The sequence below is a fragment of the Streptoalloteichus hindustanus genome, from assembly GCF_900129375.1.
Lineage (GTDB): Bacteria > Actinomycetota > Actinomycetes > Mycobacteriales > Pseudonocardiaceae > Streptoalloteichus > Streptoalloteichus hindustanus.
This window is the reverse complement of the sequence record NZ_FQVN01000008.1, coordinates 109,028-128,430: the sequence shown is the minus strand read 5'-3', so window position 1 is coordinate 128,430 and position 19,403 is coordinate 109,028. Positions and strand designations below refer to the sequence as shown.

Genomic DNA, 19,403 nt, shown 5'->3' with positions numbered 1-19,403 from the left:
GTGGTCCCGCCATGCCGGCGACGGGACCACCTGACCACTCTCACGGAAGACCCTGCCAACCCCGCTCACATGTGGAACACTCGCAGGCCGTTCACGTTGTCGTTAAAGCGCCCCATGTGCGCGACAGGAAGATCGAACTGGTAGCTGTTCTCATCCCAGTCGTGAACTCTCACGCGGTTGCAGTTGTTGTAACCAATCATGGAGGACACGTTCTTCGACACAGAGACAGTGTTTCGAAGATAGTATCCCATCGTGTCGCAAGGACCGCCCCCACCATAGTACGTGTGAATGACCCCGCCACCGTAGTTGACGTCCTTGAACTGATTCAGCAGGAGGGTGCCAGCGAGCTCTGGCACGGAGAACCGGCCTCCGCCAGACGCCGACGCCTTGACAAGTGCGTCCTCGACCGAAACAGGCGAGCAGCTCTTCGCCAGTTCCTTCGAGAACCCGTGCTCGTCGCGTTCCTTGCTCACGATCACCGCGCAGTACTCGGTCACCGCTTCGGACGGTGCGGCGACAGCGGCAGGCGCGAAGGACAACGCGGTAAGCCCCACCGTCACCGCGGTTAAAACTTTGCGAACCATTCGTTCACGACTCCTCACACGAGACAACAACGACCAACAGGCGGAATTCGCGGAAACAACAAATAGACATCAACTGCCCGCGACGAGCCGCGTCGTTTCTGACCCCCTCTTCCGCCCACCCCGTAAGGGCATCCCCCTTTGATGCCCAGGCGATGCTAGGCGAAGGGGAGGGAGGGAAGGGCATCCACCGTTGGTGTGATCGCACGAGAGTTTCTCGGAGAACAAGACAGATACAGCCCGTTGAGGCGCTTTTGACGACAGCGCGCGGGCTAAGCCGTACGGATCATTCCTTGTTGCGCTGAGACGCGGAAGGTGCTCTTTCCCGCAGCCCGACATGAAGGCGGATCAGGCCAAAGAAGCTCAGCGCCAGCCAGAACGCGGGCCGGGGTCGCCGTCGTCGCGGGGACGGGGGAGCCCACGACGACGGCGAGGCGGTGGGGCCGTCAGACGGCGGCGACCAGGTCCAGGGTGTGGCCGCAGTGTCGGCAGATCTCGGCGAACACGTGCACCTGCTCGCCGCAGCCGCCGCAGGGGCGCAGGCTGCGCTCCAGCAGGTCGTCGGGACGGCGACGGGGGAACAGTCGCAGGGCGCGCCGGAGCGCGCCCCCGGGATGGTCGGGGTTGGCCATGTCCAGCAGCCTGACCCGAGCGGTCCCGGTTTGAACAATCGGTGAACCCCAGATGTGCATGATCTCACCGGGTCGCACCACAACATGTTGCCCCATCGTCGCCCCTCGTGACATCGATCAGCGGTGGCGGCTCACGCTGCCTCGCCCTTGGCGACCGGGTGGCGGTCGGTGCGCCAGGTCCAGAAGCCGCCGATGAGCTTCTTGACCCGGAACCCGAGCTCGGCCAGGGCCAGGGCCGCCTTGTCGGCCCCGTTGCAGCCCGGCCCCCAGCAGTAGACGACGAGCACCGCGTCCCCGGGCAGGGAGGCGGTCGTCGTCGCGTTGATCTCGCGGGCCGGGAGGTTCGTCGCGCCCGGGACGTGCCCGGCCGCGAAGTGCTCGGGGCTGCGCACGTCGAGCACCACGAAGCCGCCCCGGCCGGCCTCCATGTCCGTCCTGAGGTCCGCCGGGTCCGTCTCGACGGAGAGCAGGTGGCGGAAGTGCGCGGCAGCGGTGGCGGGATCGGCGGTCCCGGCGGTGACCAGGCCAGTCGGGGCAGCGAGGAAGTTCGTCATGACCGTGAAACTATGCGGTGAAAAGCCCAGCTTACAGGGCATACTCACGCCAGACGCGCCGTTCTGGTGGGAGATGCCCGGTAGTGTGCGGGCATGACAGCGGATTCCACGTTTCCCCTGGACAGCACCGACTGGCGGATTCTCGCCGAGCTCCAGCAGGACGGCCGGCTGAGCTACTCCGAGCTGGGCCGCCGGGTCGGCCTGGGCGCGACGGCGGCCACCGACCGGGTCCGCCGGCTGGTGGAGGCGGGCGTCATCAGGGCGTTCCGGGCCGAGGTGGACCTGGAGCGGGTCGGGTACGGGGTGCAGGCCGTGGTCCGGCTGCGCTATCCCTCCGGCAACTACCGCCGACTGCACACCGAGCTGGAGCGCACACCGGAGATCCTCCAGTGCCACCACGTCACCGGTGAGGACTGCTTCGTCATGACCGTGGCCACTCGGAACATGCGCCACCTGGAGGAGGTCGCCGGCCGGATCGCCGCGCTCGGCTCGATCACGACGTCGGTCGTCTACTCGTCGCCGCTGCCCTCCCGGGTGGTCAGCGAGCCGCGGTCGGTCTGAGGGCGGTGCCGCGTCCCGGCACCCTGGGCAGGACGTCGACGACGGCGGTGAGCACGGCGACCACGTACCAGGACGCCGCCGTCGCCGCGACCAGCCACCACCCGATCGGCAGCCCCAGGTCGGCGAACAGCATCGCGCCGCCGAGGTAGCAGACGACCGCCAGCACCGTGGTCGTCAGCCTCGCCAGTGGTCGCATCCAGAACGTCCCGACCCACGTCGCGAGCAACGCGGACAACGTGACCGCGAGTGGGCCCAGCAGCACGCCGAACAGCGCCGCGACGAATCCGCCGACCACGAGGACCACGGCCAGGAGCGGGAACACGACCGGCCGCCGGGGGCAGTGCGCGGGTGGCCGGCGGGTCAGTCTCGACCAACTCGCGGACAGCGAGACGACGACGCAGAGGGCGGCGACCACCGCCAGAAGTGTTCGCGGCACGTCCCACCGGGTCTGCCCGAGCTCGGACACCAGCGGGAGCCGGGACCACGTGCGCCCACCGTCCACACTGGACCACTGGGCGCACAGCCACGTCCCGACCGACAGGCCCAGCGTGAACAGGAGTCGTTCCGGCGCGGCCACCGCGAACAGGAGCATCAGCCACAACGGCCGCAGCGCCGTCATGGTGGCGCGAATCCCGAGCGCGGCCGGCCGCGAGCTCCTCGGCCGCAGCGAGCGGTAGGCCACCATGCCCAGCCGCATGGCCATCCGCGTGACCCGGGTCTCCCCCAGGTCACGCACCTTCTGCCGGCCGACGTCGTAGCGCGCCACGTCCTCGACGAGCCGGCCCGGAGCGGGCGGGACCGGTTGCGGCGGCGGGTCGGAGTCGTCGCCCGTGCGGCACACCAGCTCCCGCACGAACGGGATCTCCACGGCTGCGATGCCCCAGTGCAGGCGTTCGACGAGCGCGGCGCGCAGCGCGGTCAGCGGGAACGCCGGCGGTTGCGCGGGCCCGGTCTCCGCGAGGAGGTTGACCAGCTCCGCGCGCACCGCGTCGACGCGCTCGTCCCACCGCTCCGTGAGGAACTGCCGCCACTCGTCCGCGTCGTCCCGGCTGACGGCGACGGCGCCCAGCTCGCCGGGCGTGGGGGGACTGGTGGCGATCGTGGCGATCTCGGAGAGCAGGTCGTCCACGTCGCGTCCACTGTGGAACCTGCGCAGCCGGTCGGGGTCGGTGAGCAGCGCGACCAGGCTCGTGACGGCGTCGAGCCGGCCCCACATCCAGTCGTTGGCCCGCCAGGCGCCCGAGCAGAAGGCGGCGAAGTTGCCCATGTCGACGCCGCACAGCTTCTCCTCGGGGGTGAGCCGGTCGGCATCGCCCCGCAGCGCGCGGAAGGGCAGCGACGTCTCCGCGTCGCTGGCGACCCGCAGGAACGCGATGCGGCCGTTGGACACCTCGCCGATCCGCAGGGGGACGGTGAGGACCACCAGTCCCGCCAACACCTCCGGCCGGCGCGCCGGCTCGGCCTCCTCCAACATCACGTGGCCGACCAGTTCCGGCCGGGAGCCGGGGTCGATCTGGCGCGCGATGACCGGCTCGGTCGCGCGGCGCGGGGGCGCGGCGTCCGCCAGCCGGTCGACGAGGCGGTGCACCGCTTCCCGCACCACCGCGACCGCGTCGACCCCGCCACTTTCGTCCACTGTGGACAGTTCTTCCGACTCGGCGCTCAGGGCGTCAGCCAACGCGACCAGCCGACGCTGGAAGTCCTCGCCACCACCGACCAGAACGGCGTCCAGCGCCGCACCCACCGACGCGGCGAGCGCGTGCTGACGGCGTTCGGCTTCGCGCGCCGCGCCGTCGATCCACTCCGACAACCGGGCGGGATCGGTGACCGGTCGGGAGATCGCGCTCTCCAGCCAGTGGTGCTCGACGTTCTCCTCCAACACCGAGAGCACCTGCCGGACCCGGTAGAGGTCGGCCTTCACGGCCCCCACCTTCGCCAGGGCCGGGGCGCGCACCCAGCGCTCCAGCTCCCTGGCCCAGCGCACGCACAGCTCGACGGCGGCGTCCAGCGCGCTCAGGTCGTCGAAGGTCCGCTCGGGGTGCTGCCCGGCGTGCCGGACCAGGTGCTCGTCGAGCCGACCGGCCAGCATCGCGCGGACGTGCGGCGCCCAGCCGGCCAGCACGTCCCCGGGCGGGGGATCGCCCAGCAGCCCGTGCTGCCGGACGCGGGGCTCGGTGAGCGCGCGGAACACCTTCTCCGCGACGGTGCCGGCCAGCACCCGCGCGTGCTCCGGCCGCACCTGGGCGGCCAGCTCCGCCAGCCGGGCGGGGCGGTCGGCCGGCCCGGCGGCGGCCAGCGGCGCGTAGATCGCCTCCGCCCGCAGCTCGAACCAGCGCACCTCGCGGTTGTGCGCCTCCAGCTCCGTGATGTCGGCGAGCAGCGACTCCTGCGTGAACCGGGTGGTCACCGCGCGCAGGGCGGTGGGCAGGGCCGAGATCGTCAGCGGGGTGGCCGGCGTGCCGCCGGTCTCCCCCACGCTGGGGTCGGGGTTGAGGTAGAGCAACCACCGCTCGGTCGGGCCGTCGGCGGGCGCGGCGGCCACCGCCCGGACGGCGGCGCTCACCGGGATGTTGTCCAGCACCCCGCCGTCGATCACGCCGAACGGGGAGCCGCCCGAGGGCGCGGTCTCGGAGAACACGCCCCGCATGTCCGGGTTGCCGTCGGGCGGGTCGGGCCGGGAGAAGACCGTGGCCGGCTCGAACGCCATCGGGAACGACGACGTCGACCGCCCGGCCAGCGCGAGCCGGCGGAGGGTGGGGCCGGCGTCGGCCAAGGACGCGAAGTGCGACAGCGGGTCGCCGGGCGCGCCCCGGTGCCGGAAGCGGAACCAGGCCGTGCGCCGCCACTCGTGGATCGCGCCGAGTCGGTCGTCCCGGCAGAGCACCGGCACCGCGTCCATGAGCGTCGCGGTGAGCAGCAGGTCCAGCCGGTCGGCGGACGGGCGGCGCGGCCCGCCGGCGGTCAGCCGGCCCAGCTCCCTGGCGAGCTGGGCCTGGAAGTAGTCGTCGCCCTCCAGGACCGACTGCGGGCGGGGCAGCAGCCGGAACGGCCGCAGCGAGACCAGGCCCGGCACCGGGCGGCACATGGCCTCCAGGTCGGCCAGGCGCACCCACACGTCCCTGGTGTCGGTGAACGGGAACCCGTAGACGAGGCTGGCCGCGAGCAGGGTGCCGTTGAGGCCGCCGGCGGACGCTCCGGTGAGGACGTCGACGCTCACCGAGTCGTAGCCGGCCAACCGGGCCAACGCCGCCCAGGGGTGGTCGGGGTCCTGGTTCGTCGTCGACCGCAGCCGGTCGACCTCGGCGACCGCGCCGCCGATCCACACCGCGAGGCTGACCCCGCCCCGCATGGCGAGGGCGAGGCGGAGTTCCTGCCGGTTCCAACCCGCGTAGCCGGGAGCTGGGCGGAGGGGGTCCACGTCCTCACAGTGGACCCACCCGCGCGCGTGAAGGCCGACCGCGCCGAGGTTTCACCCACCTGGAGCAGTCATCACTCGCTGGAGTGGAAACGGAAGGCGAACTCCCGCCCCACGCAAGGCGGGCCTCCCGTGATCAACACGGAGGCCCGCCCGGCGTCGACGTGATCGGGATCAGTCCTCCGGCGGCGTCCAGCGGTCGGTGCGGGTCATGCCGGCCGCGCGGCCCTTGCCGCTGATCACCAGGGCCATCTTCCGGGACGCCTCGTCGATCATCTCGTCGCCCAGCATGGCCGCGCCTCGCTTGCCCCCCGCCTCGGAGGTGAACCAGTCGTAGGCGTCGAGGATGTTCTCGGCGTGGTCGTAGTCCTCCTGGCGCGGGCTGAACACCTCGTTGCAGACCTCGATCTGGCCGGGGTGCAGGCACCACTTGCCGTCGAAGCCCAGCGCGGCGGAGCGGCCGGCGACCCGGCGGAAGCCGTCGACGTCGCGGATCTGGAGGTAGGGGCCGTCGATGGCCTGCACGTCGTGCGCCCGCGCGGCCATCAGGATGCGCATGAGGATGTAGTGGTAGGCGTCGCCCACGTCGTAGCCGGGCGGCTGCTCGCCGACGACCAGCGACTTCATGTTGATGGACGCCATGAAGTCGGCCGGGCCGAAGATGATCGTCTCGATCCTGGGCGAGGCCGCGGCGATCGCGTCGACGTTGACCAGGCCCCTGGCGTTCTCGATCTGCGCCTCGATGCCGATCCGGCCGACCTCCAGGCCCATGGTCTTCTCGACCTGGGTGAGCAGCATGTCCAGGGCGTGCACCTGCTCGGCGGTCTGCACCTTGGGCAGCATGAGGCAGTCCAGGTTCGCGCCCGCGCCCTCGACGACCTCGACCACGTCGCGGTAGGTCCACTCGGTGGTCCAGTCGTTGACCCGGACCACGCGGGTCTTCCCACCCCAGCCGCCCTCGTTGAGGACCGCCACGATGTTCTTGCGGGCCTCCGGCTTGGCCAGCGGGGCGCAGGCGTCCTCCAGGTCGAGGAAGACCTGGTCCGCGGCCAGGCCGCGGGCCTTGTCGAGCATCTTCGGGCTGGAGCCGGGGACCGCGAGGCAGGAGCGGCGGGGGCGCTGGCGGTCAACCACGTTCGGGACCTCCCTGTCCGGGTGACGGCAGGAGCCCGGCGCGACGACGATGCCGGGTGGGACGCCGTACCGACGAGTAACTCGATGTGCGGCGAATGCTGGCACGCCCGGGGCGCACCCGCCACGCGCTGAGGCGACTTTCACAGACCGTGCGATTCTGGACCGGTGGAGACGACTCGAGTGCTCGACGCCGCGCTGCGCAAGGCCGGGGCCGTGTGGGTGGCGGCGGCCAACCACCCGCCCCGACTGGTCTGGACGGTCTGGCGCGGCGGCGCGCTCTGGGTCGCGGTCGGGCCGGAGGAGCAGGAGGTGCCCGGCCTGGCGGACGGGGTGTCCTGCCGGGTGACGTTGCGGTCGCCGAGCACGCACTCGCACCTGGTGGACCTGACGGCGCTGGCGCACCTGGTCGAGCCGGACGAGGAGACCACGGCCGCGCTGGCCTCCGCGCGCCTGAACGCCCCGCCGCGCTGGGAGTCGGTCTACCGCCTCGACCCGGCCTGAGCGCCCGCGCCCCGACCGCGCCCGATCTGCCCGGGCCGCCCTGTCCGGCTGCCGTTCCAGGCCCGCCCTCCCCGAGGTCAGCCCCCACCCGTCCCGGGGGGCGAGCCCCGCTCCAGCCTATCCGGCCGGCACACGGCGCGACCAGCACCGCACCGTCCTCTGTGGACAACTCGCCGCCCTGTGGACAACCCGCTCCACCCCTGAGTGAAAGAACCACCCGAAAAGGCAGGACCACAGCCAAGGTCTTGACCTGAAGCCAGGACAAGAACCTCGCCACAACGAGAGATCGGCCCACCGCGCACCCCCAGCGCGCGGTGGGCCGACCCGCCGGCGGCCCCACGCGTCAGACGCGGTGGAACCGCCCCCGCGCGAACGGCGAGAACGCCGCGGCGTCCCCCAGCCGGACGTCGATCTCGTGCTCGAACGCGTCGCCGTGGAACCGGAACACGTGCCGCGCCTGCCCCCTCGGCGTCGTCTTCGCCAGCCGCAGCACACCCTCGCCGTCCCAGTCGCCCCGCAGCGGCGTGTCCGGCGGAAAACCGGTGCTGTCCAAGAAGAACCAGACGACCTCGCCGGTCCCCGGGTCCACCGTGAAGAACCCGTGCCCGAGGAACGGGTCGCCCCCGCCGCGCGCCTGCTCGTAGTCGTGGACCACGGCGAGCCCGCCCACCCCCGACCGCAGGCTGTGCCGCGACCGGGCCGTCCCCGCCGGCGCCCACGGCGTCGCCGCGAACTCCTCCTCGCCGACCCACTCCCCCACCAGAACGCCGAGCCGCTCGTGCGCCGGACCCGGCCGGACCTCGCCCATCCTCACCCTCCCGATTGACAGGCTCCTGTCAATCTACGACGGTAGCACCATGGCCAGCCGAACCACCGGAGGAGACGCCGTCACCGAGCTCGTCGAGGAGGTGTTCACCCTCAACGGCCTGTTTCTGAGGGCCGGCGACACCATGACCGCGCCGCACGGCCTGACCAGCGCCCGCTGGCAGGTCCTCGGGGTGCTCAACCACGGCCCGGCCACCGTCGCCCAGATCGCCCGGCTGCGCGGGCTGCGCCGGCAGAGCGTCCAGCAGACCGTCGACCGCCTGCGCGACGACGAGCTCGTGACCACCCGGCCCAACCCGAAGGACCGGCGCGCGCCACTGGTCCACATGACGGAGAAGGGCGCGCGGGCGCTGCGCGCGCTCGCCGCCCCCCAGGCCGCATGGGCCGACGAGCTGGCCGCCGCCGTTCCCCCCGACGACCTGGCCACGGCGCTCGCCGCGCTCCGCGCCCTGCGCGCCCGCCTGGAGAGCGACTGACGCGCTGACCGGCGGGGCCGACCACGCGCCGTTAGCCTGATCGAGTGGGAGGTGCGACCCGGGTCTACGCCGCGCAGCTCGCCGGGCTCGGGGTGTTCGGCCCCGACGGCGAGTCGATCGGCAAGGTCCGCGACCTGGTCGCCGGGCTGCGGATCGCCCGGCAGGCCCCCCGCGTGCTCGGCCTGGTCGTCGAGCTGGTGACCCGCCGCCGGATCTTCGTCCCGATGCTGCGGGTCAACGCGATCGAGCCGAACGCGATCACCCTGGCGACCGGCTCGGTCAACCTCCGGCGGTTCCACCAGCGCCCCAACGAGCTGCTGGTGCTCGGCGAGATGCTCGACGCCCGGGTGCGCCAGCGGTCCACCGACGCGGAGCTGGTCGTGGTCGACGCGGCGATGGAGCAGACCCGCACCAGGGACTGGCTGATCGCCCGGCTCGCCGTGCGGGAGCGCACCGGCCGGCTGACCCGGCGGGGCCCGGTGCAGGTCCTGCCGTGGGACGAGGTCTCCGGCCTCGGCCTCGCCGAGATCACCGGCCAGCCCCAGGGCGCCCAGCAGCTGCTCGCCGTCTTCGACACCATGCGCGCGGTCGACGTCGCCAGCGCGTTGCACGAGCTGCCGCCCAAACGCCGGTACGAGGTGGTCGACGCGCTGGACGACGAGCGGCTCGCCGACGTGATCGAGGAGCTGCCCGAGGACGACCAGAAGGACCTCCTCACCTACCTCGGCGAGGACCGGGCCGCCGACGTGCTGGAGGCGATGAACCCCGACGACGCGGCGGACGTGCTCGGCGAGCTGTCGGAGCGCCACAAGAACCGGCTGCTGGAGCTGATGGAGCCCGAGGAGTCCGCGCCGGTGCGCCGGCTGCTCGCCTACTCCTACGACACCGCCGGCGGCCTGATGACGCCGGAGCCGGTGGTGCTGACCCCGGACGCCACCATCGCCGAGGCGCTGGCGCTGGTCCGCAACCCCGACCTGACGCCGGCCTCGGCGAGCATGGTCTTCGTCTGCCGGCCGCCGTCGGCCACCCCGACCGGCCGCTACCTCGGCTGCGTGCACATCCAGCAGCTGCTGCGCGAGCCGCCGTCCCACCTGGTCGCCGGGGCGGTGGACGCCGACCTCGCGCGGCTGCCGCCGACCGCGTCCCTGGGCGAGGTCACCCGCTACTTCGCCGCCTACAACCTGGTGTGCGCGCCGGTCGTCGACGACCAGGAGCACCTGCTGGGCGCGGTGACCGTGGACGACGTGCTCGACCACCTGCTGCCCGAGGGCTGGCGGGAGACCGGCCTGCCGGAGACCGAGGAGCTGGACCAGCCCGGATAGCCACCGCCCCCACGGACGCGACCGGCCGGACCGGACCGGCCGGCGACCACCGGAGGTCACCGATGCCCGAGCTGCTCACCCGCCGCCGCCTGGACCAGCCCCGGCTGCCCCGCCGGATGACCATCGACATCGACCCGGAGGCGTTCGGCCGGTTCTCCGAGCGCATCGCCCGCTTCCTGGGCACCGGGACGTTCCTGTTCTGGCAGACCGTGATCGTCATCGTGTGGATCGCGGTCAACCTCACCGCGGCCGCGCTGGCCTGGGACCCCTACCCGTTCATCCTGCTCAACCTGGCTTTCTCCACCCAGGCCGCCTACGCCGCCCCGCTGATCCTGCTCGCGCAGAACCGGCAGGACGACCGCGACCGCGTCTCGTTGGAGGAGGACCGGATGCGCGCCGAGCGGACCAAGGCCGACACCGAGTTCCTGGCCCGCGAGCTGGCGGCGGTGCGCCTGGCCGTGGGCGAGGGGGTCACCCGGGACTACTTGCGGGGCGAGCTGGACCGGCTGCGCGCGGACCTGGTCAGGGCCGGAGTGCTCGACGACGAGCGCCGACGGCCCAACGAGCGCGAGCAGTGAACGGGAGTTGAGAGCGGGGGCGGCGGCGAGCAGGGGCGGGAGCGGCCGCACCGGAACGCGGCCGGGTGGCCCGCTGGACGGCCCGCTGGGCGAGCCCTCAGGCGACCTGTCCGGCGCCGCGGAGGTCGCGCAGCAGCTCGACGATCACCGGAGCGGTCTCCGGGTGCGCCAGGTACTCGTCCTCGGTCACCAGCGCCAGCTCGGCGACCTCCGCCGACGGGTGGGGTTCACCCACCACCTCGGCGGTGTAGCAGGACAGGTCGACCAGCACCCCGTCGCCCTCGCCGTAGGCCGGGCCGAGGTAGCGCCGCGCCGGCCGCACCGAGTCCGGCGCCAGCTCGACGCCCAGCTCCTCGCGCACCTCGCGCCGCAACGCGTCCGGCTCCGCCTCGCCCGGCTCCAGCTTGCCGCCGGGCAGGTAGAACGCCCCCTTGCCCCGGGGTCGCACCACCAGCAGCCGCCGGCCCACCACGTGCAGCAGGCCCACGGTCCTGATCACCCGGGGTTCACTCACACCCCCACTCTCGCACGCGCCGCTCCCGCGTCCCGCCGTCGGGACCCCGTCGTCCGGACCGTCCGGGCTGGGCCGTCCGGGCGCGGGCTCGGCGCGCGGCTCACGGGTCCGCGTGGCGCGTCGGCACCTCCGGGATGTCGCCGTTGGCCAGGCGGGCGCACGTGCGGCTCAGCAGGTCGAGCTCCTCGTCACCGACGGCCGAGACGAAGTGCCGGACGATGCCGGCCAGGTGCGTGTTGGACGCGGTGCGCAACCGGTCCAGCCCCCGCCTGGTCAGCACGGCCACCACACCGCGTCCGTCCTCGTCCGCCCGTTCCCGGCAGACCAGGCCGATCCGTTCGAGTCTGTCCACCAGCCGGGTCACGCCGGAGCGGGACAGCAGGACGGCGTCGGCCAGCTCCGTCATGCGCATCCGCTTCTCCGGCGCCTCGGCGAGCTGGACCAACACGTCGTAGGCGGCCAGTGACAGGCGCTGTTCGGCGATGAGCTCGGCTTCGAGCCGACGGGTGATCCGAGCGTGGGCGCGGAGGAAGGATCGCCACGCCGACAGCTCGTCTCTCGTCGGTAACCGGGCGGTTCCGGTCTTGGACACAGTGCAAATGTTACGGAGCGCGTCTATATGACTGCGGAGCGCCCCCATCTCCAGGGGGTTACTGACCAGTCACCTGACCAGGCGCGGAACGCGACTAGCATGGCCGTGACCCGAACCGATCGTCGGAAGGTCGCACCGTGACCAGCAGCCAGACCGTCCCGACCACGGACGCCGTGCGCGAGGCGTTGGCCCGCGTCCAGGACCCGGAGATCCGCCGGCCGATCACCGAGCTGGGCATGGTCAAGGATGTCACCGTCGGCGAGAACGGCGTCGTCGACGTCGCGGTGTACCTGACGGTCGCGGGCTGCCCGCTGCGGGACAAGATCACCAAGGACGTCACGTCCGCCGTCTCCGCCCTGCCCGGCGTGCGCGAGGTGCGGGTCGAGCTGGACGTGATGAGCGACGAGCAGCGCACCGAGCTGCGCCGCCGGCTGCGGGGCGACTCCACCGACCCGGTGATCCCGTTCGCCCAGCCGGGGTCGCTCACCCGGGTGTACTGCGTCGCCTCCGGCAAGGGCGGCGTCGGCAAGTCCAGCGTCACCGTCAACCTGGCCGCCGCGATGGCCGCCCGGGGTCTGTCGGTGGGCGTGGTGGACGCCGACATCTACGGCCACTCGATCCCGCGCATGCTGGGGTCCACCGGGCGGCCGACCAAGGTCGAGACCATGATCATGCCGCCGCAGGCGCACGGCGTGAAGGTCATCTCCATCGGGCAGTTCACGCCCGGCAACACCCCGGTGGTGTGGCGGGGCCCGATGCTGCACCGCGCGTTGCAGCAGTTCCTCGCCGACGTGTTCTGGGGCGACCTGGACGTCCTGCTGCTCGACCTGCCGCCGGGCACCGGCGACGTGGCGATCTCGGTGGCCCAGCTCATCCCCAACGCGGAGATCCTGGTGGTCACCACGCCGCAGCAGGCGGCGGCCGAGGTGGCCGAGCGGGCCGGCGCGATCGCGCTGCAGACCCACCAGCGGCTGGCCGGTGTGATCGAGAACATGTCGTGGCTGGAGATGCCCGACGGCACCCGGATGGACGTCTTCGGCTCCGGCGGCGGCCAGACCGTGGCCGAGTCGCTGACCAGGGCGGTGGGCTCGGACGTCCCGCTGCTGGGCCAGGTCCCGCTGGACCCGCGCCTGCGCGAGGCCGGCGACGCGGGCCAGCCGCTGGTCCTGTCCGACCCGGAGGCCCCCGCCGCCGCGGTGCTGCGGGACGTCGCCAAGCGCCTGTCGACCCGCTCGCGCGGTCTGGCCGGCCGCCTGCTCAGCGTCAGCCCCGCCGGTCGCTGACCCCCCGCTGTCGCCCCGGGGCACGTCGCCTTCCTGACGTGCCCTGGTTCGGCGTTGGCCGGCCGGGGCAGGGGATCACCCCGGCCAGGCGCCAAAACCGCCCAGCGGGCCGAACTGGGCGTGAAAACGCGCCGCGGTGGGGGCGGTGGGGCGTGGGGACGCCGGGCGCGGCGCGTGCAGGCGACGTTCGGACCCGATCCGCTCGGCGGCGGACGCACCCGACAGTCGGGGGATCAACCGTCGGTCAGGCGATCAGGTGGCGTCCGGGTCGAAGGGCGGGCGCTCGCCGGGCTGGAGCGGCTGCTGCGGAGGCCGTGCCGCCGGCGGGTAGCCCTGGAAGCCGTTGTTCGTCGGGAGGCCCGGGTCGCGGTAGTCGGTGTCCCGGTAGTCCGTGTCACCGTCGAACAGGTGACGGGTGACCGCGCGCTTCGGGTCGAAGTTGCGCAGCTCGCGCAGGTCCTCCAGCGGCTTGCGGATCTGGTCGAAGTCGGGGCCGAGCTCGTCGCGCAGCTGCTGCCGGGCGCCGGTCGCGTACTCGCGGACCTGGCGGACCGTGCGCCCCAGCCAGGCGGCGGCGGAGGGCAGCCGCTCGGGGCCGAGGATGAACAGCCCGGCCACGACGAGCAGCAGGATCTCGCCCCAGCCGATGTTCTCCAGCACCCGGCACCTCCACGTCCGTGACCGGGCCCAGGGTAACCCGCCGGGGGAACCGGTCGATGGTCCGGATGGCGGCCGCCACACCCGGCCCGGCCGCCGGCCCCGGTGGACGGCCCAGCGGGACGACCCAGCGGAACGACTTCGGTGAACAGCCCGGCCCGACAGCTCAGTCGGACTTGAGCGCCGCCTCCAGCGTCATCTGCCGGCCCTGCCGGACGAGCTGCACCGGCACCCGCTGCCCGATCCGCTGCTGGTGCTCGGCCACGACGAGGTCGTCGGCGCTCTGCACCCGGCGATCACCCAGCTTGGTGATGATGTCACCCTCGGCGATGCCGGCCTCGGCCGCCGCGCTGCCCTGGCGGACGTTCTGCACCTGCGCGCCGCTGCCGCTGCCGTCCATCACGGTCTTGGTGTTCACGCCCAGCTCGGCGTGCTTGACCTGACCGCTGCGGATCAGCTCCTCGGCGATGCGCCGCGCGTCGTCGACCGGGATGGCGAAGCCGATGCCGACCGACCCGCCGCCCTCGCTCGCGGTGCGGATCGCGGTGTTGATGCCGACCAGCGCGCCCCGGGAGTCCACCAGCGCGCCGCCGGAGTTGCCGTGGTTGATCGCCGCGTCGGTCTGCACCGCGTTGATCACGACCGGGCCGCCGCCCTCGCCCTCCAGGCGCACCGCCCGGTTGACGGCGCTGACGATGCCCTCGGTGACGGTGCTGGCCAGGCCCAGCGGCGACCCGATGGCGATCACGCCGTCCCCGACCCTGAGGTCGGCGGACTTGCCGAGCTGGATCACCGTCGGGTTGCGGACCTCGACCTTCAGCACCGCGAGGTCGGTCTTGGGGTCGCGCCCGACGATCCGGGCCTGCGTGCGGTTGCCGTCGTGGAAGACGACGAACACCTTGGCGGCGTCGCCCTTGGCCGCGTCGGCGACCACGTGGTTGTTGGTGAGCACGTAGCCGCCGCCGTCGATGACCACGCCGGAGCCGGTGCTGCCGCCGCTGCCGACCACGACCTCGATCGACACCACCGCGGGCAGGACGCGGCCCGCGACGTCGGCCACCGAGCCGGCCGGACGCTCCTTGCCGGGGGCGACCTCGGCGAGCGTGACGTTCGGCGAGGTCAGCGGGCTGCCCTCCTCGGCGGTGAGCCGGCCGAGGAACCCGCCGAGCGTCCCGACGAGCAGCGCCGCGCCGAACAACGCGGCCAGCGCCGACGGCCGGACGCGCCGCCCGAGTACCAGCTCGCGCAGGCTCAGCCGGGCGCCCTCGGCCCGGGCCCGGGCGTCGTCCTCGGCTGGCTCGGCGGTGTCGACGGCGGGGGGACCCAACACCGCCGCCGCGGCGGGGTCGCGCCACGGGTCGCGCTCGGCCTCCTCGTCCCAGAACGCCGGCTCGGTCCCCGGGCGCTCGCCACCGGGCCGGGACCCCGGCGGCCGCTGCAGCAGGTCCTCGCTGCCCGCGGGGCGCCGGAACGCCTTCTGCAACACCTCGGGCGGCGGGGGCGTCAGCAGCAGCCCGTTCCGCTCGCCCTGCTCGCGGCGGGGCGCGAACGCGCCCGAGACGTCCCGGGGGCGGGCGAACACCGCGGCCTGCGCCGGGTCGACCGGCGGCTTGGCCACCGGGCGGGGCCGCAGCCGCGGGCGCGCGGCGGAGGCGTCGCCCTGGCCGGGGTCGGCGGAGTCGGACGCCGACGGCACCGTCGGCGGAGTCGGCGCGGCCGGGCCCGGCTGCTCGGCGCGGGCGGCCGGCTCGGGCTGGTGCGGGCTCGGCGGCTGCTGGCTCATCGCTCCCCGTGGCGGCGGTCGGTCGGACGGACAGGGTGGGTGGCGGCGCGACCCCCACACCGGTCCCCGAGATCACCCGACGGGGGTGTGCACAGCCGCGTGCCGTCCCTCATCCTGCCGCCGGACAGGTGAAGTCCGCGTAGCGGGTCCCCCGGGTCAGCGATCGGCGAAGTGCGGGTTGATCAGGGGCGCGCGCAGCGGCGCGCCGGGGGCGGGCCGGCCGTCCTGGCCGAGGACCGCCGGGTCGCCCCGCAGTCGCGGGTCCGACGGGGCGGCCGCCCTGGGCGTCGGCGCGTGGGGCGTCGTCGACACCGGGGACGACGAGGACGGCGGCGCGGGCCGCGAGGGGGACGCCGTGCGGGAGCCGTCGGCGCCGAAGACGGCCCGCGCGTTGGCGGGCGCGACGGTGGAGGGCTCCTCGTCCGAGTCGCCAGCCACCGGCGAGACGGTCGGGTTGACCAGGGCCAGCGCGCCCAGGACGAGACCGGAGACGACGAGGCCGGCGCCCTGCCACCCCCGTCGGCCCCTGCGCTGCTGGCCGAGCACCGCGGACCCGACGCCCAGCGGCGTGGTGGAGCCCAGCACCGGACCGTCGCCGAGCACGGGGCCCTTCGGGCCGGGCAGCGGGCGGAGCACCGCCACGAGCTGCCCGTCCTCGCTCACGGCCAGGTTGTCCGGAGCCGGCGGCAGCTCCGTGTTCTGCGGGATGTCCCGCAGCGCCGCCAGCAGACCGGTCGGAACGTGGGGGGCGGCGGCGGTGCGCACCGCCGCGCGGGCCTGCCGCTGGGTCGCGGCCTCGGCCGCGCACCGCGGGCACCGCGCGAGATGGGCCGCGGCTCGGTCGTGGGCGGTGGGCGACAGCTCACCGTCGACGAAGGCCACGACGGCGTCCGGCGCCAGGTGTTGCACCGGTAGCGCCCACCCGCGCAAGTGGGTCATGCAAGGTCCTCCCGAGCACCGCCGCGACGGCGCTCCAGCGCCGCCTTGAGAGCCTGCCTGCCACGGTGGATCCTGCTCCGGACCGTGCCCAACTTCACCCCGAGTGTGGCGCCGATCTCCTCGTAGGACAGGCCCTCCACGTCGCACAGCACCACGGCCGCGCGGAACTCGGGGGGCAGCTCGTCCAGCGCCGCCTGCAGGTCGGGGTCCAGGTGGGTCTCGGAGTAGACCTGCTCGGGGCTGGGGTCGCCGCCGGGGAGGCGGTCGGTGTCCTCGGGCAGGCCCTCCATCCGCAGCCGGGAGCGGCGGCGGGCCATGTCCAGGAACAGGTTCGTGGTGATCCGGTGCAGCCAGCCCTCGAAGGTGCCCGGTTTGTAGGAGGCGAGGGATCGGAACACCCGGATGAAGGTCTCCTGGGTGAGGTCCTCGGCGTCGTGCTGGTTCCCGGTGAGGCGGTAGGCCAGCCGGTAGACGCGGTCCGCGTGTTCCCGAACCACCTCGTCCCAGGACGGCGGCGTCCAGCCGGCCGTCTCCGCGGGAGCGGCGGTCGTGGTCGCGACGTCGGGCGTCGCGGTCGGCAGCGTACGCATCGTGGGGTGGGGCACCTCCTGGCGGGCGGGTCTGCCCTCTCGTCGACAACGTGCACGGTCGGTCCGGTGTTCCCGGGGTTCCGGGAGGAGGTCGATCGGCGGGGCCCGGCGCCACGGGCGCGTGGCGAGTCCGACGTCTCCGCGTTCAGCATTCCGCCCACCGGTGAGGCGACCGTGAGAGTGACCTGAGAACAGTCTGAGAAAGCGCGCGGCGCGCGTCGTCGGGGTTTCCCCGGGCATTCCCCCTGAGAAGCCGTCAGACCCCCGCTAACCTCCCCTCGTGACCCCCGGAACGCCGACCAGCACCGCGCCCGTGGTGTCGGACTACGTCGAGGGCTACCTCACCGAGGACGAGGTGCTCCAGACCGCCCGCGCCCGTGGCGCCGAGCTGGGCTGCCCGTCGGTCGGGCCGGGCGCCGGCGCCGCGCTGCGGTTCCTGGCCGCCACGCTGCGGGCCAGGGCGGTGGTCGAGGTCGGGACCGGGTCCGGGGTGAGCGGGCTGTGGCTGCTGCGGGGGATGGCCCCCGACGGCGTGCTGACCTCCATCGACGTCGAGCCGGAGCACCAGCGCGCCGCCAAGCGGGCCTTCGCCGAGGCCGGGGTGCCGCCCGGCCGCACCCGGCTGATCATGGGGCAGGCGCTGGAGGTGCTGCCCCGGCTCACCGACGGCGGCTACGACCTGGTCCTGGTCGCGGCGGCGAAGACGGAGTACCCGCGCTGCCTGGAGGAGGGCGTGCGGCTCCTGCGCCCCGGCGGAGTCATCGTCTTCGACAACGCCCTCTGCGACGGTCGGGTCGCCGACCCGGCGCACCGTGACCCGGAGACCGTGGCGATCCGGGAGGTCGCGCGGGCCGTGCGCGACGACGAGTCCCTCGTCCCGGTGCTGCTGCCGCTGGACGACGGCCTGCTCGCCGTGACGAAACTCTGACCGCCGGCCGGGACGAGCAACGCCGCTGCCGCGTTTCCGTCGACGTGCCGCGAGGCCGGGATCGCCCGATGTGTTGATCTTCGGTGGCGGTGCGTCCGGGTTCTTCGCGGAATTCTCCGGAAAATGCGCCCGAACCAATGACACCTGTTCGGGAAACTCCCACCCGGCGGGAAAAACGGCGGACCGCACGGCGCCGCGCGGCCGACCCTGGACGACCCGGCCGACCCCGTCGGCTCAGTCCGCGCGGACGCCCTTGCCGAGGACGACCACCCCGCTGGTGCTGACCGTCCAGCGGTCCCGGTCGGCCTCGGCGTCGAGCCCGATCTGCGCGCCGTCGGCGACGGTCACGTTCTTGTCCAGGATCGCCCGGCGCACGACCGAGCCCTTCCCGACGCGCACCCCGGGCAGCAGCACGCTGCCCTCGACGTGCGCGCCCGCCTCGACCACCACGTCGCACCCGACGACGGAGTGCCGGACCGACGCCCCGGAGATGATCGACCCGGGGCCGACGATCGACTCCTGCGCGGTGCCGCCCTCCACGAACTTGGCCGGCGGCAACGGCGGCGTGGCCGTGCGGATCGGCCAGTGCCGGTTGTAGAGGTTGAACACCGGGTGCACGGACACGAGGTCCATGTGCGCGTCGTAGTAGGCGTCGAGGGTGCCCACGTCCCGCCAGTAGCCCCGGTCCCGCTCGGTGGTGCCCGGCACGACGTTGTCCGCGAAGTCGTAGACCGCGGCCTCGCCGCGCGCCACCATCAGCGGGATGATGTCGCCGCCCATGTCGTGGTCGGAGTCGGGGTTCGCGGCGTCGGACCGCAGGGCGTCGACGAGCATCTCGGTGCTGAACACGTAGTTGCCCATCGAGGCGAAGGTGACCTCGGGGTCGTCCGGCACGTGCGGGGGCTCGGCGGGCTTCTCCAGGAACCGCGTGATCCGGCCGGACGCGTCGGAGTCGATACAGCCGAACGCCTTCGCCTCGGCTCTGGGCACCCGGATCCCGGCGACGGTCACGCCGGCCCCGCTCTCGACGTGCTGCTCCACCATCTGCGCCGGGTCCATCCGGTACACGTGGTCGGCCCCGAACACCACGATGTGGTCCGGGCGCTCGTCGAAGACCAGGTTGAGCGACTGGAAGATCGCGTCCGCGCTGCCCAGGTACCACCGGGGGCCGAGCCGCTGCTGCGCCGGCACCGGGGTGATGTACTGGCCGAGCACGCTGGACAGCCGCCAGGTGGTGGAGATGTGCCGGTCCAACGAGTGCGACTTGTACTGCGTGAGCACGCACAGCCGGTGGTAGCCGGCGTTGACCAGGTTCGACAGCACGAAGTCGACCAGGCGGTAGTTCCCCCCGAACGGCACGGCCGGCTTGGCCCGGTCCGCGGTCAGGGGCCACAGCCGTTTTCCTTCACCGCCCGCCAGCACGATCCCGAGGACGTGGGGCTGCCCCTTCACGAGGGCCGACCCTATCCGGGGCGGTGGGGAGCGGCCACCGACCAGCCGGGGCGTGACCGGCTGGAACCCGGTCCCCCGTCCCACGT

20 protein-coding genes are annotated in these 19,403 nt (G+C 73.4%); 7 read left to right on the top strand and 13 right to left on the bottom strand.

The features are described from left to right. Nucleotides 1-65 precede the first annotated feature (65 nt). The 3 genes from BUE43_RS23845 to BUE43_RS23835 all read right to left on the bottom strand — a co-directional run bounded on the left by BUE43_RS23845 (nt 66) and on the right by BUE43_RS23835 (nt 1,767). Complete coding sequence (locus BUE43_RS23845) at nt 66-584, bottom strand: hypothetical protein (RefSeq protein WP_143174349.1); 519 nt, start codon at nt 582-584, stop codon at nt 66-68. Between the two features lie 443 nt (nt 585-1,027). After that, nucleotides 1,028-1,213, bottom strand: a complete 186-nt coding sequence (locus BUE43_RS23840; RefSeq protein ID WP_143174348.1) for a hypothetical protein — start codon at nt 1,211-1,213, stop codon at nt 1,028-1,030. Between the two features lie 131 nt (nt 1,214-1,344). Further along, nucleotides 1,345-1,767 carry a rhodanese-like domain-containing protein gene (locus BUE43_RS23835; protein ID WP_073487113.1) on the bottom strand — a complete coding sequence of 141 codons (423 nt, stop codon included), beginning with the start codon at nt 1,765-1,767 and terminating at the stop codon, nt 1,345-1,347. Between the two features lie 93 nt (nt 1,768-1,860). Between BUE43_RS23835 and BUE43_RS23830 the strand changes: the two genes are divergently transcribed. After that, nucleotides 1,861-2,328: an Lrp/AsnC family transcriptional regulator gene (locus tag BUE43_RS23830; protein ID WP_073487111.1), complete on the top strand. Its 468-nt coding sequence runs from the start codon at nt 1,861-1,863 to the stop codon at nt 2,326-2,328. Here BUE43_RS23830 and BUE43_RS23825 read toward each other — a convergent pair. Next, nucleotides 2,306-5,746, bottom strand: a complete 3,441-nt coding sequence (locus tag BUE43_RS23825) for a patatin-like protein (RefSeq protein WP_143174347.1) — start codon at nt 5,744-5,746, stop codon at nt 2,306-2,308. The two genes, BUE43_RS23830 and BUE43_RS23825, sit on opposite strands and share 23 nt — an antisense overlap. A 171-nt stretch (nt 5,747-5,917) precedes the next feature. Beyond that, nucleotides 5,918-6,877 carry an HpcH/HpaI aldolase/citrate lyase family protein gene (locus BUE43_RS23820; protein ID WP_073487107.1) on the bottom strand — a complete coding sequence of 320 codons (960 nt, stop codon included), beginning with the start codon at nt 6,875-6,877 and terminating at the stop codon, nt 5,918-5,920. Between the two features lie 165 nt (nt 6,878-7,042). Between BUE43_RS23820 and BUE43_RS23815 the strand changes: the two genes are divergently transcribed. Next, on the top strand, nt 7,043-7,378 hold the full coding sequence (locus BUE43_RS23815) for a hypothetical protein (protein ID WP_234995880.1): 336 nt from the start codon (nt 7,043-7,045) through the stop codon (nt 7,376-7,378). A gap of 343 nt (nt 7,379-7,721) precedes the next feature. Here the strand turns inward: BUE43_RS23815 and BUE43_RS23810 are convergent, their stop codons facing one another. Beyond that, nucleotides 7,722-8,186 carry a DUF1579 family protein gene (locus BUE43_RS23810; protein ID WP_073487102.1) on the bottom strand — a complete coding sequence of 155 codons (465 nt, stop codon included), beginning with the start codon at nt 8,184-8,186 and terminating at the stop codon, nt 7,722-7,724. A gap of 49 nt (nt 8,187-8,235) precedes the next feature. On the opposite strand from BUE43_RS23810, the gene BUE43_RS23805 reads away from it, so the two are divergent. The 3 genes from BUE43_RS23805 to BUE43_RS23795 all read left to right on the top strand — a co-directional run bounded on the left by BUE43_RS23805 (nt 8,236) and on the right by BUE43_RS23795 (nt 10,579). Continuing rightward, nucleotides 8,236-8,679: a MarR family winged helix-turn-helix transcriptional regulator gene (locus tag BUE43_RS23805; protein ID WP_073487100.1), complete on the top strand. Its 444-nt coding sequence runs from the start codon at nt 8,236-8,238 to the stop codon at nt 8,677-8,679. A gap of 44 nt (nt 8,680-8,723) precedes the next feature. Beyond that, complete coding sequence (locus BUE43_RS23800) at nt 8,724-10,001, top strand: magnesium transporter MgtE N-terminal domain-containing protein (protein ID WP_073487097.1); 1,278 nt, start codon at nt 8,724-8,726, stop codon at nt 9,999-10,001. A 62-nt stretch (nt 10,002-10,063) separates the two neighbouring features. Next, nucleotides 10,064-10,579 (top strand): DUF1003 domain-containing protein, encoded by a 516-nt coding sequence (locus tag BUE43_RS23795; RefSeq protein ID WP_073487095.1) that lies wholly within the window; start codon nt 10,064-10,066, stop codon nt 10,577-10,579. 97 nt (nt 10,580-10,676) lie between these two features. Here BUE43_RS23795 and BUE43_RS23790 read toward each other — a convergent pair whose 3' ends face one another. Then, nucleotides 10,677-11,093 carry an NUDIX hydrolase gene (locus BUE43_RS23790; RefSeq protein ID WP_073487093.1) on the bottom strand — a complete coding sequence of 139 codons (417 nt, stop codon included), beginning with the start codon at nt 11,091-11,093 and terminating at the stop codon, nt 10,677-10,679. A 100-nt stretch (nt 11,094-11,193) separates the two neighbouring features. Beyond that, entirely contained in the window at nt 11,194-11,685 is a 492-nt protein-coding gene (locus BUE43_RS23785; protein WP_073487091.1) for a MarR family winged helix-turn-helix transcriptional regulator, read from the bottom strand. Nucleotides 11,686-11,822: 137 nt separating this feature from the next. On the opposite strand from BUE43_RS23785, the gene BUE43_RS23780 reads away from it, so the two are divergent. Further along, nucleotides 11,823-12,968, top strand: a complete 1,146-nt coding sequence (locus BUE43_RS23780; protein WP_073487089.1) for an Mrp/NBP35 family ATP-binding protein — start codon at nt 11,823-11,825, stop codon at nt 12,966-12,968. 252 nt (nt 12,969-13,220) lie between these two features. Here BUE43_RS23780 and tatB read toward each other — a convergent pair whose 3' ends face one another. The 4 genes from tatB to sigE form a co-directional block, all read right to left on the bottom strand. Then, a complete protein-coding gene (tatB, locus tag BUE43_RS23775; RefSeq protein WP_073487087.1) occupies nt 13,221-13,628 on the bottom strand; it encodes a Sec-independent protein translocase protein TatB in 408 nt (135 codons plus the stop codon). A gap of 163 nt (nt 13,629-13,791) precedes the next feature. Beyond that, nucleotides 13,792-15,408 carry a trypsin-like peptidase domain-containing protein gene (locus BUE43_RS23770; protein ID WP_083960084.1) on the bottom strand — a complete coding sequence of 539 codons (1,617 nt, stop codon included), beginning with the start codon at nt 15,406-15,408 and terminating at the stop codon, nt 13,792-13,794. Between the two features lie 156 nt (nt 15,409-15,564). After that, complete coding sequence (locus BUE43_RS35825; RefSeq protein ID WP_073487085.1) at nt 15,565-16,347, bottom strand: zf-HC2 domain-containing protein; 783 nt, start codon at nt 16,345-16,347, stop codon at nt 15,565-15,567. Beyond that, a complete protein-coding gene (gene sigE, locus BUE43_RS23760; protein ID WP_073487083.1) occupies nt 16,344-16,937 on the bottom strand; it encodes an RNA polymerase sigma factor SigE in 594 nt (197 codons plus the stop codon). The genes BUE43_RS35825 and sigE overlap by 4 nt, the downstream gene beginning before the upstream one ends. Nucleotides 16,938-17,217: 280 nt before the next feature. Between sigE and BUE43_RS23755 the strand changes: the two genes are divergently transcribed. Beyond that, nucleotides 17,218-17,865 carry an O-methyltransferase gene (locus BUE43_RS23755; RefSeq protein WP_073487081.1) on the top strand — a complete coding sequence of 216 codons (648 nt, stop codon included), beginning with the start codon at nt 17,218-17,220 and terminating at the stop codon, nt 17,863-17,865. A 234-nt stretch (nt 17,866-18,099) separates the two neighbouring features. Here the strand turns inward: BUE43_RS23755 and glgC are convergent, their stop codons facing one another. Next, nucleotides 18,100-19,317 (bottom strand): glucose-1-phosphate adenylyltransferase, encoded by a 1,218-nt coding sequence (gene glgC, locus BUE43_RS23750; protein WP_073487079.1) that lies wholly within the window; start codon nt 19,315-19,317, stop codon nt 18,100-18,102. Nucleotides 19,318-19,403: the final 86 nt, after the last annotated feature.

What these genes read in the sequence shown, in the direction of transcription:
- BUE43_RS23830 (WP_073487111.1), top strand. Translation starts at nt 1,861, where the DNA reads ATGACAGCGGATTCCACGTTTCCCCTGGACAGCACCGACTGGCGGATT.
- BUE43_RS35825 (WP_073487085.1), bottom strand. Translation starts at nt 16,347, where the DNA reads ATGACCCACTTGCGCGGGTGGGCGCTACCGGTGCAACACCTGGCGCCG.
- BUE43_RS23835 (WP_073487113.1), bottom strand. Translation starts at nt 1,767, where the DNA reads ATGACGAACTTCCTCGCTGCCCCGACTGGCCTGGTCACCGCCGGGACC.
- BUE43_RS23810 (WP_073487102.1), bottom strand. Translation starts at nt 8,186, where the DNA reads ATGGGCGAGGTCCGGCCGGGTCCGGCGCACGAGCGGCTCGGCGTTCTG.
- BUE43_RS23840 (WP_143174348.1), bottom strand. Translation starts at nt 1,213, where the DNA reads ATGGCCAACCCCGACCATCCCGGGGGCGCGCTCCGGCGCGCCCTGCGA.
- BUE43_RS23845 (WP_143174349.1), bottom strand. Translation starts at nt 584, where the DNA reads ATGGTTCGCAAAGTTTTAACCGCGGTGACGGTGGGGCTTACCGCGTTG.
- sigE (WP_073487083.1), bottom strand. Translation starts at nt 16,937, where the DNA reads ATGCGTACGCTGCCGACCGCGACGCCCGACGTCGCGACCACGACCGCC.
- BUE43_RS23770 (WP_083960084.1), bottom strand. Translation starts at nt 15,408, where the DNA reads ATGAGCCAGCAGCCGCCGAGCCCGCACCAGCCCGAGCCGGCCGCCCGC.
- BUE43_RS23805 (WP_073487100.1), top strand. Translation starts at nt 8,236, where the DNA reads ATGGCCAGCCGAACCACCGGAGGAGACGCCGTCACCGAGCTCGTCGAG.
- BUE43_RS23795 (WP_073487095.1), top strand. Translation starts at nt 10,064, where the DNA reads ATGCCCGAGCTGCTCACCCGCCGCCGCCTGGACCAGCCCCGGCTGCCC.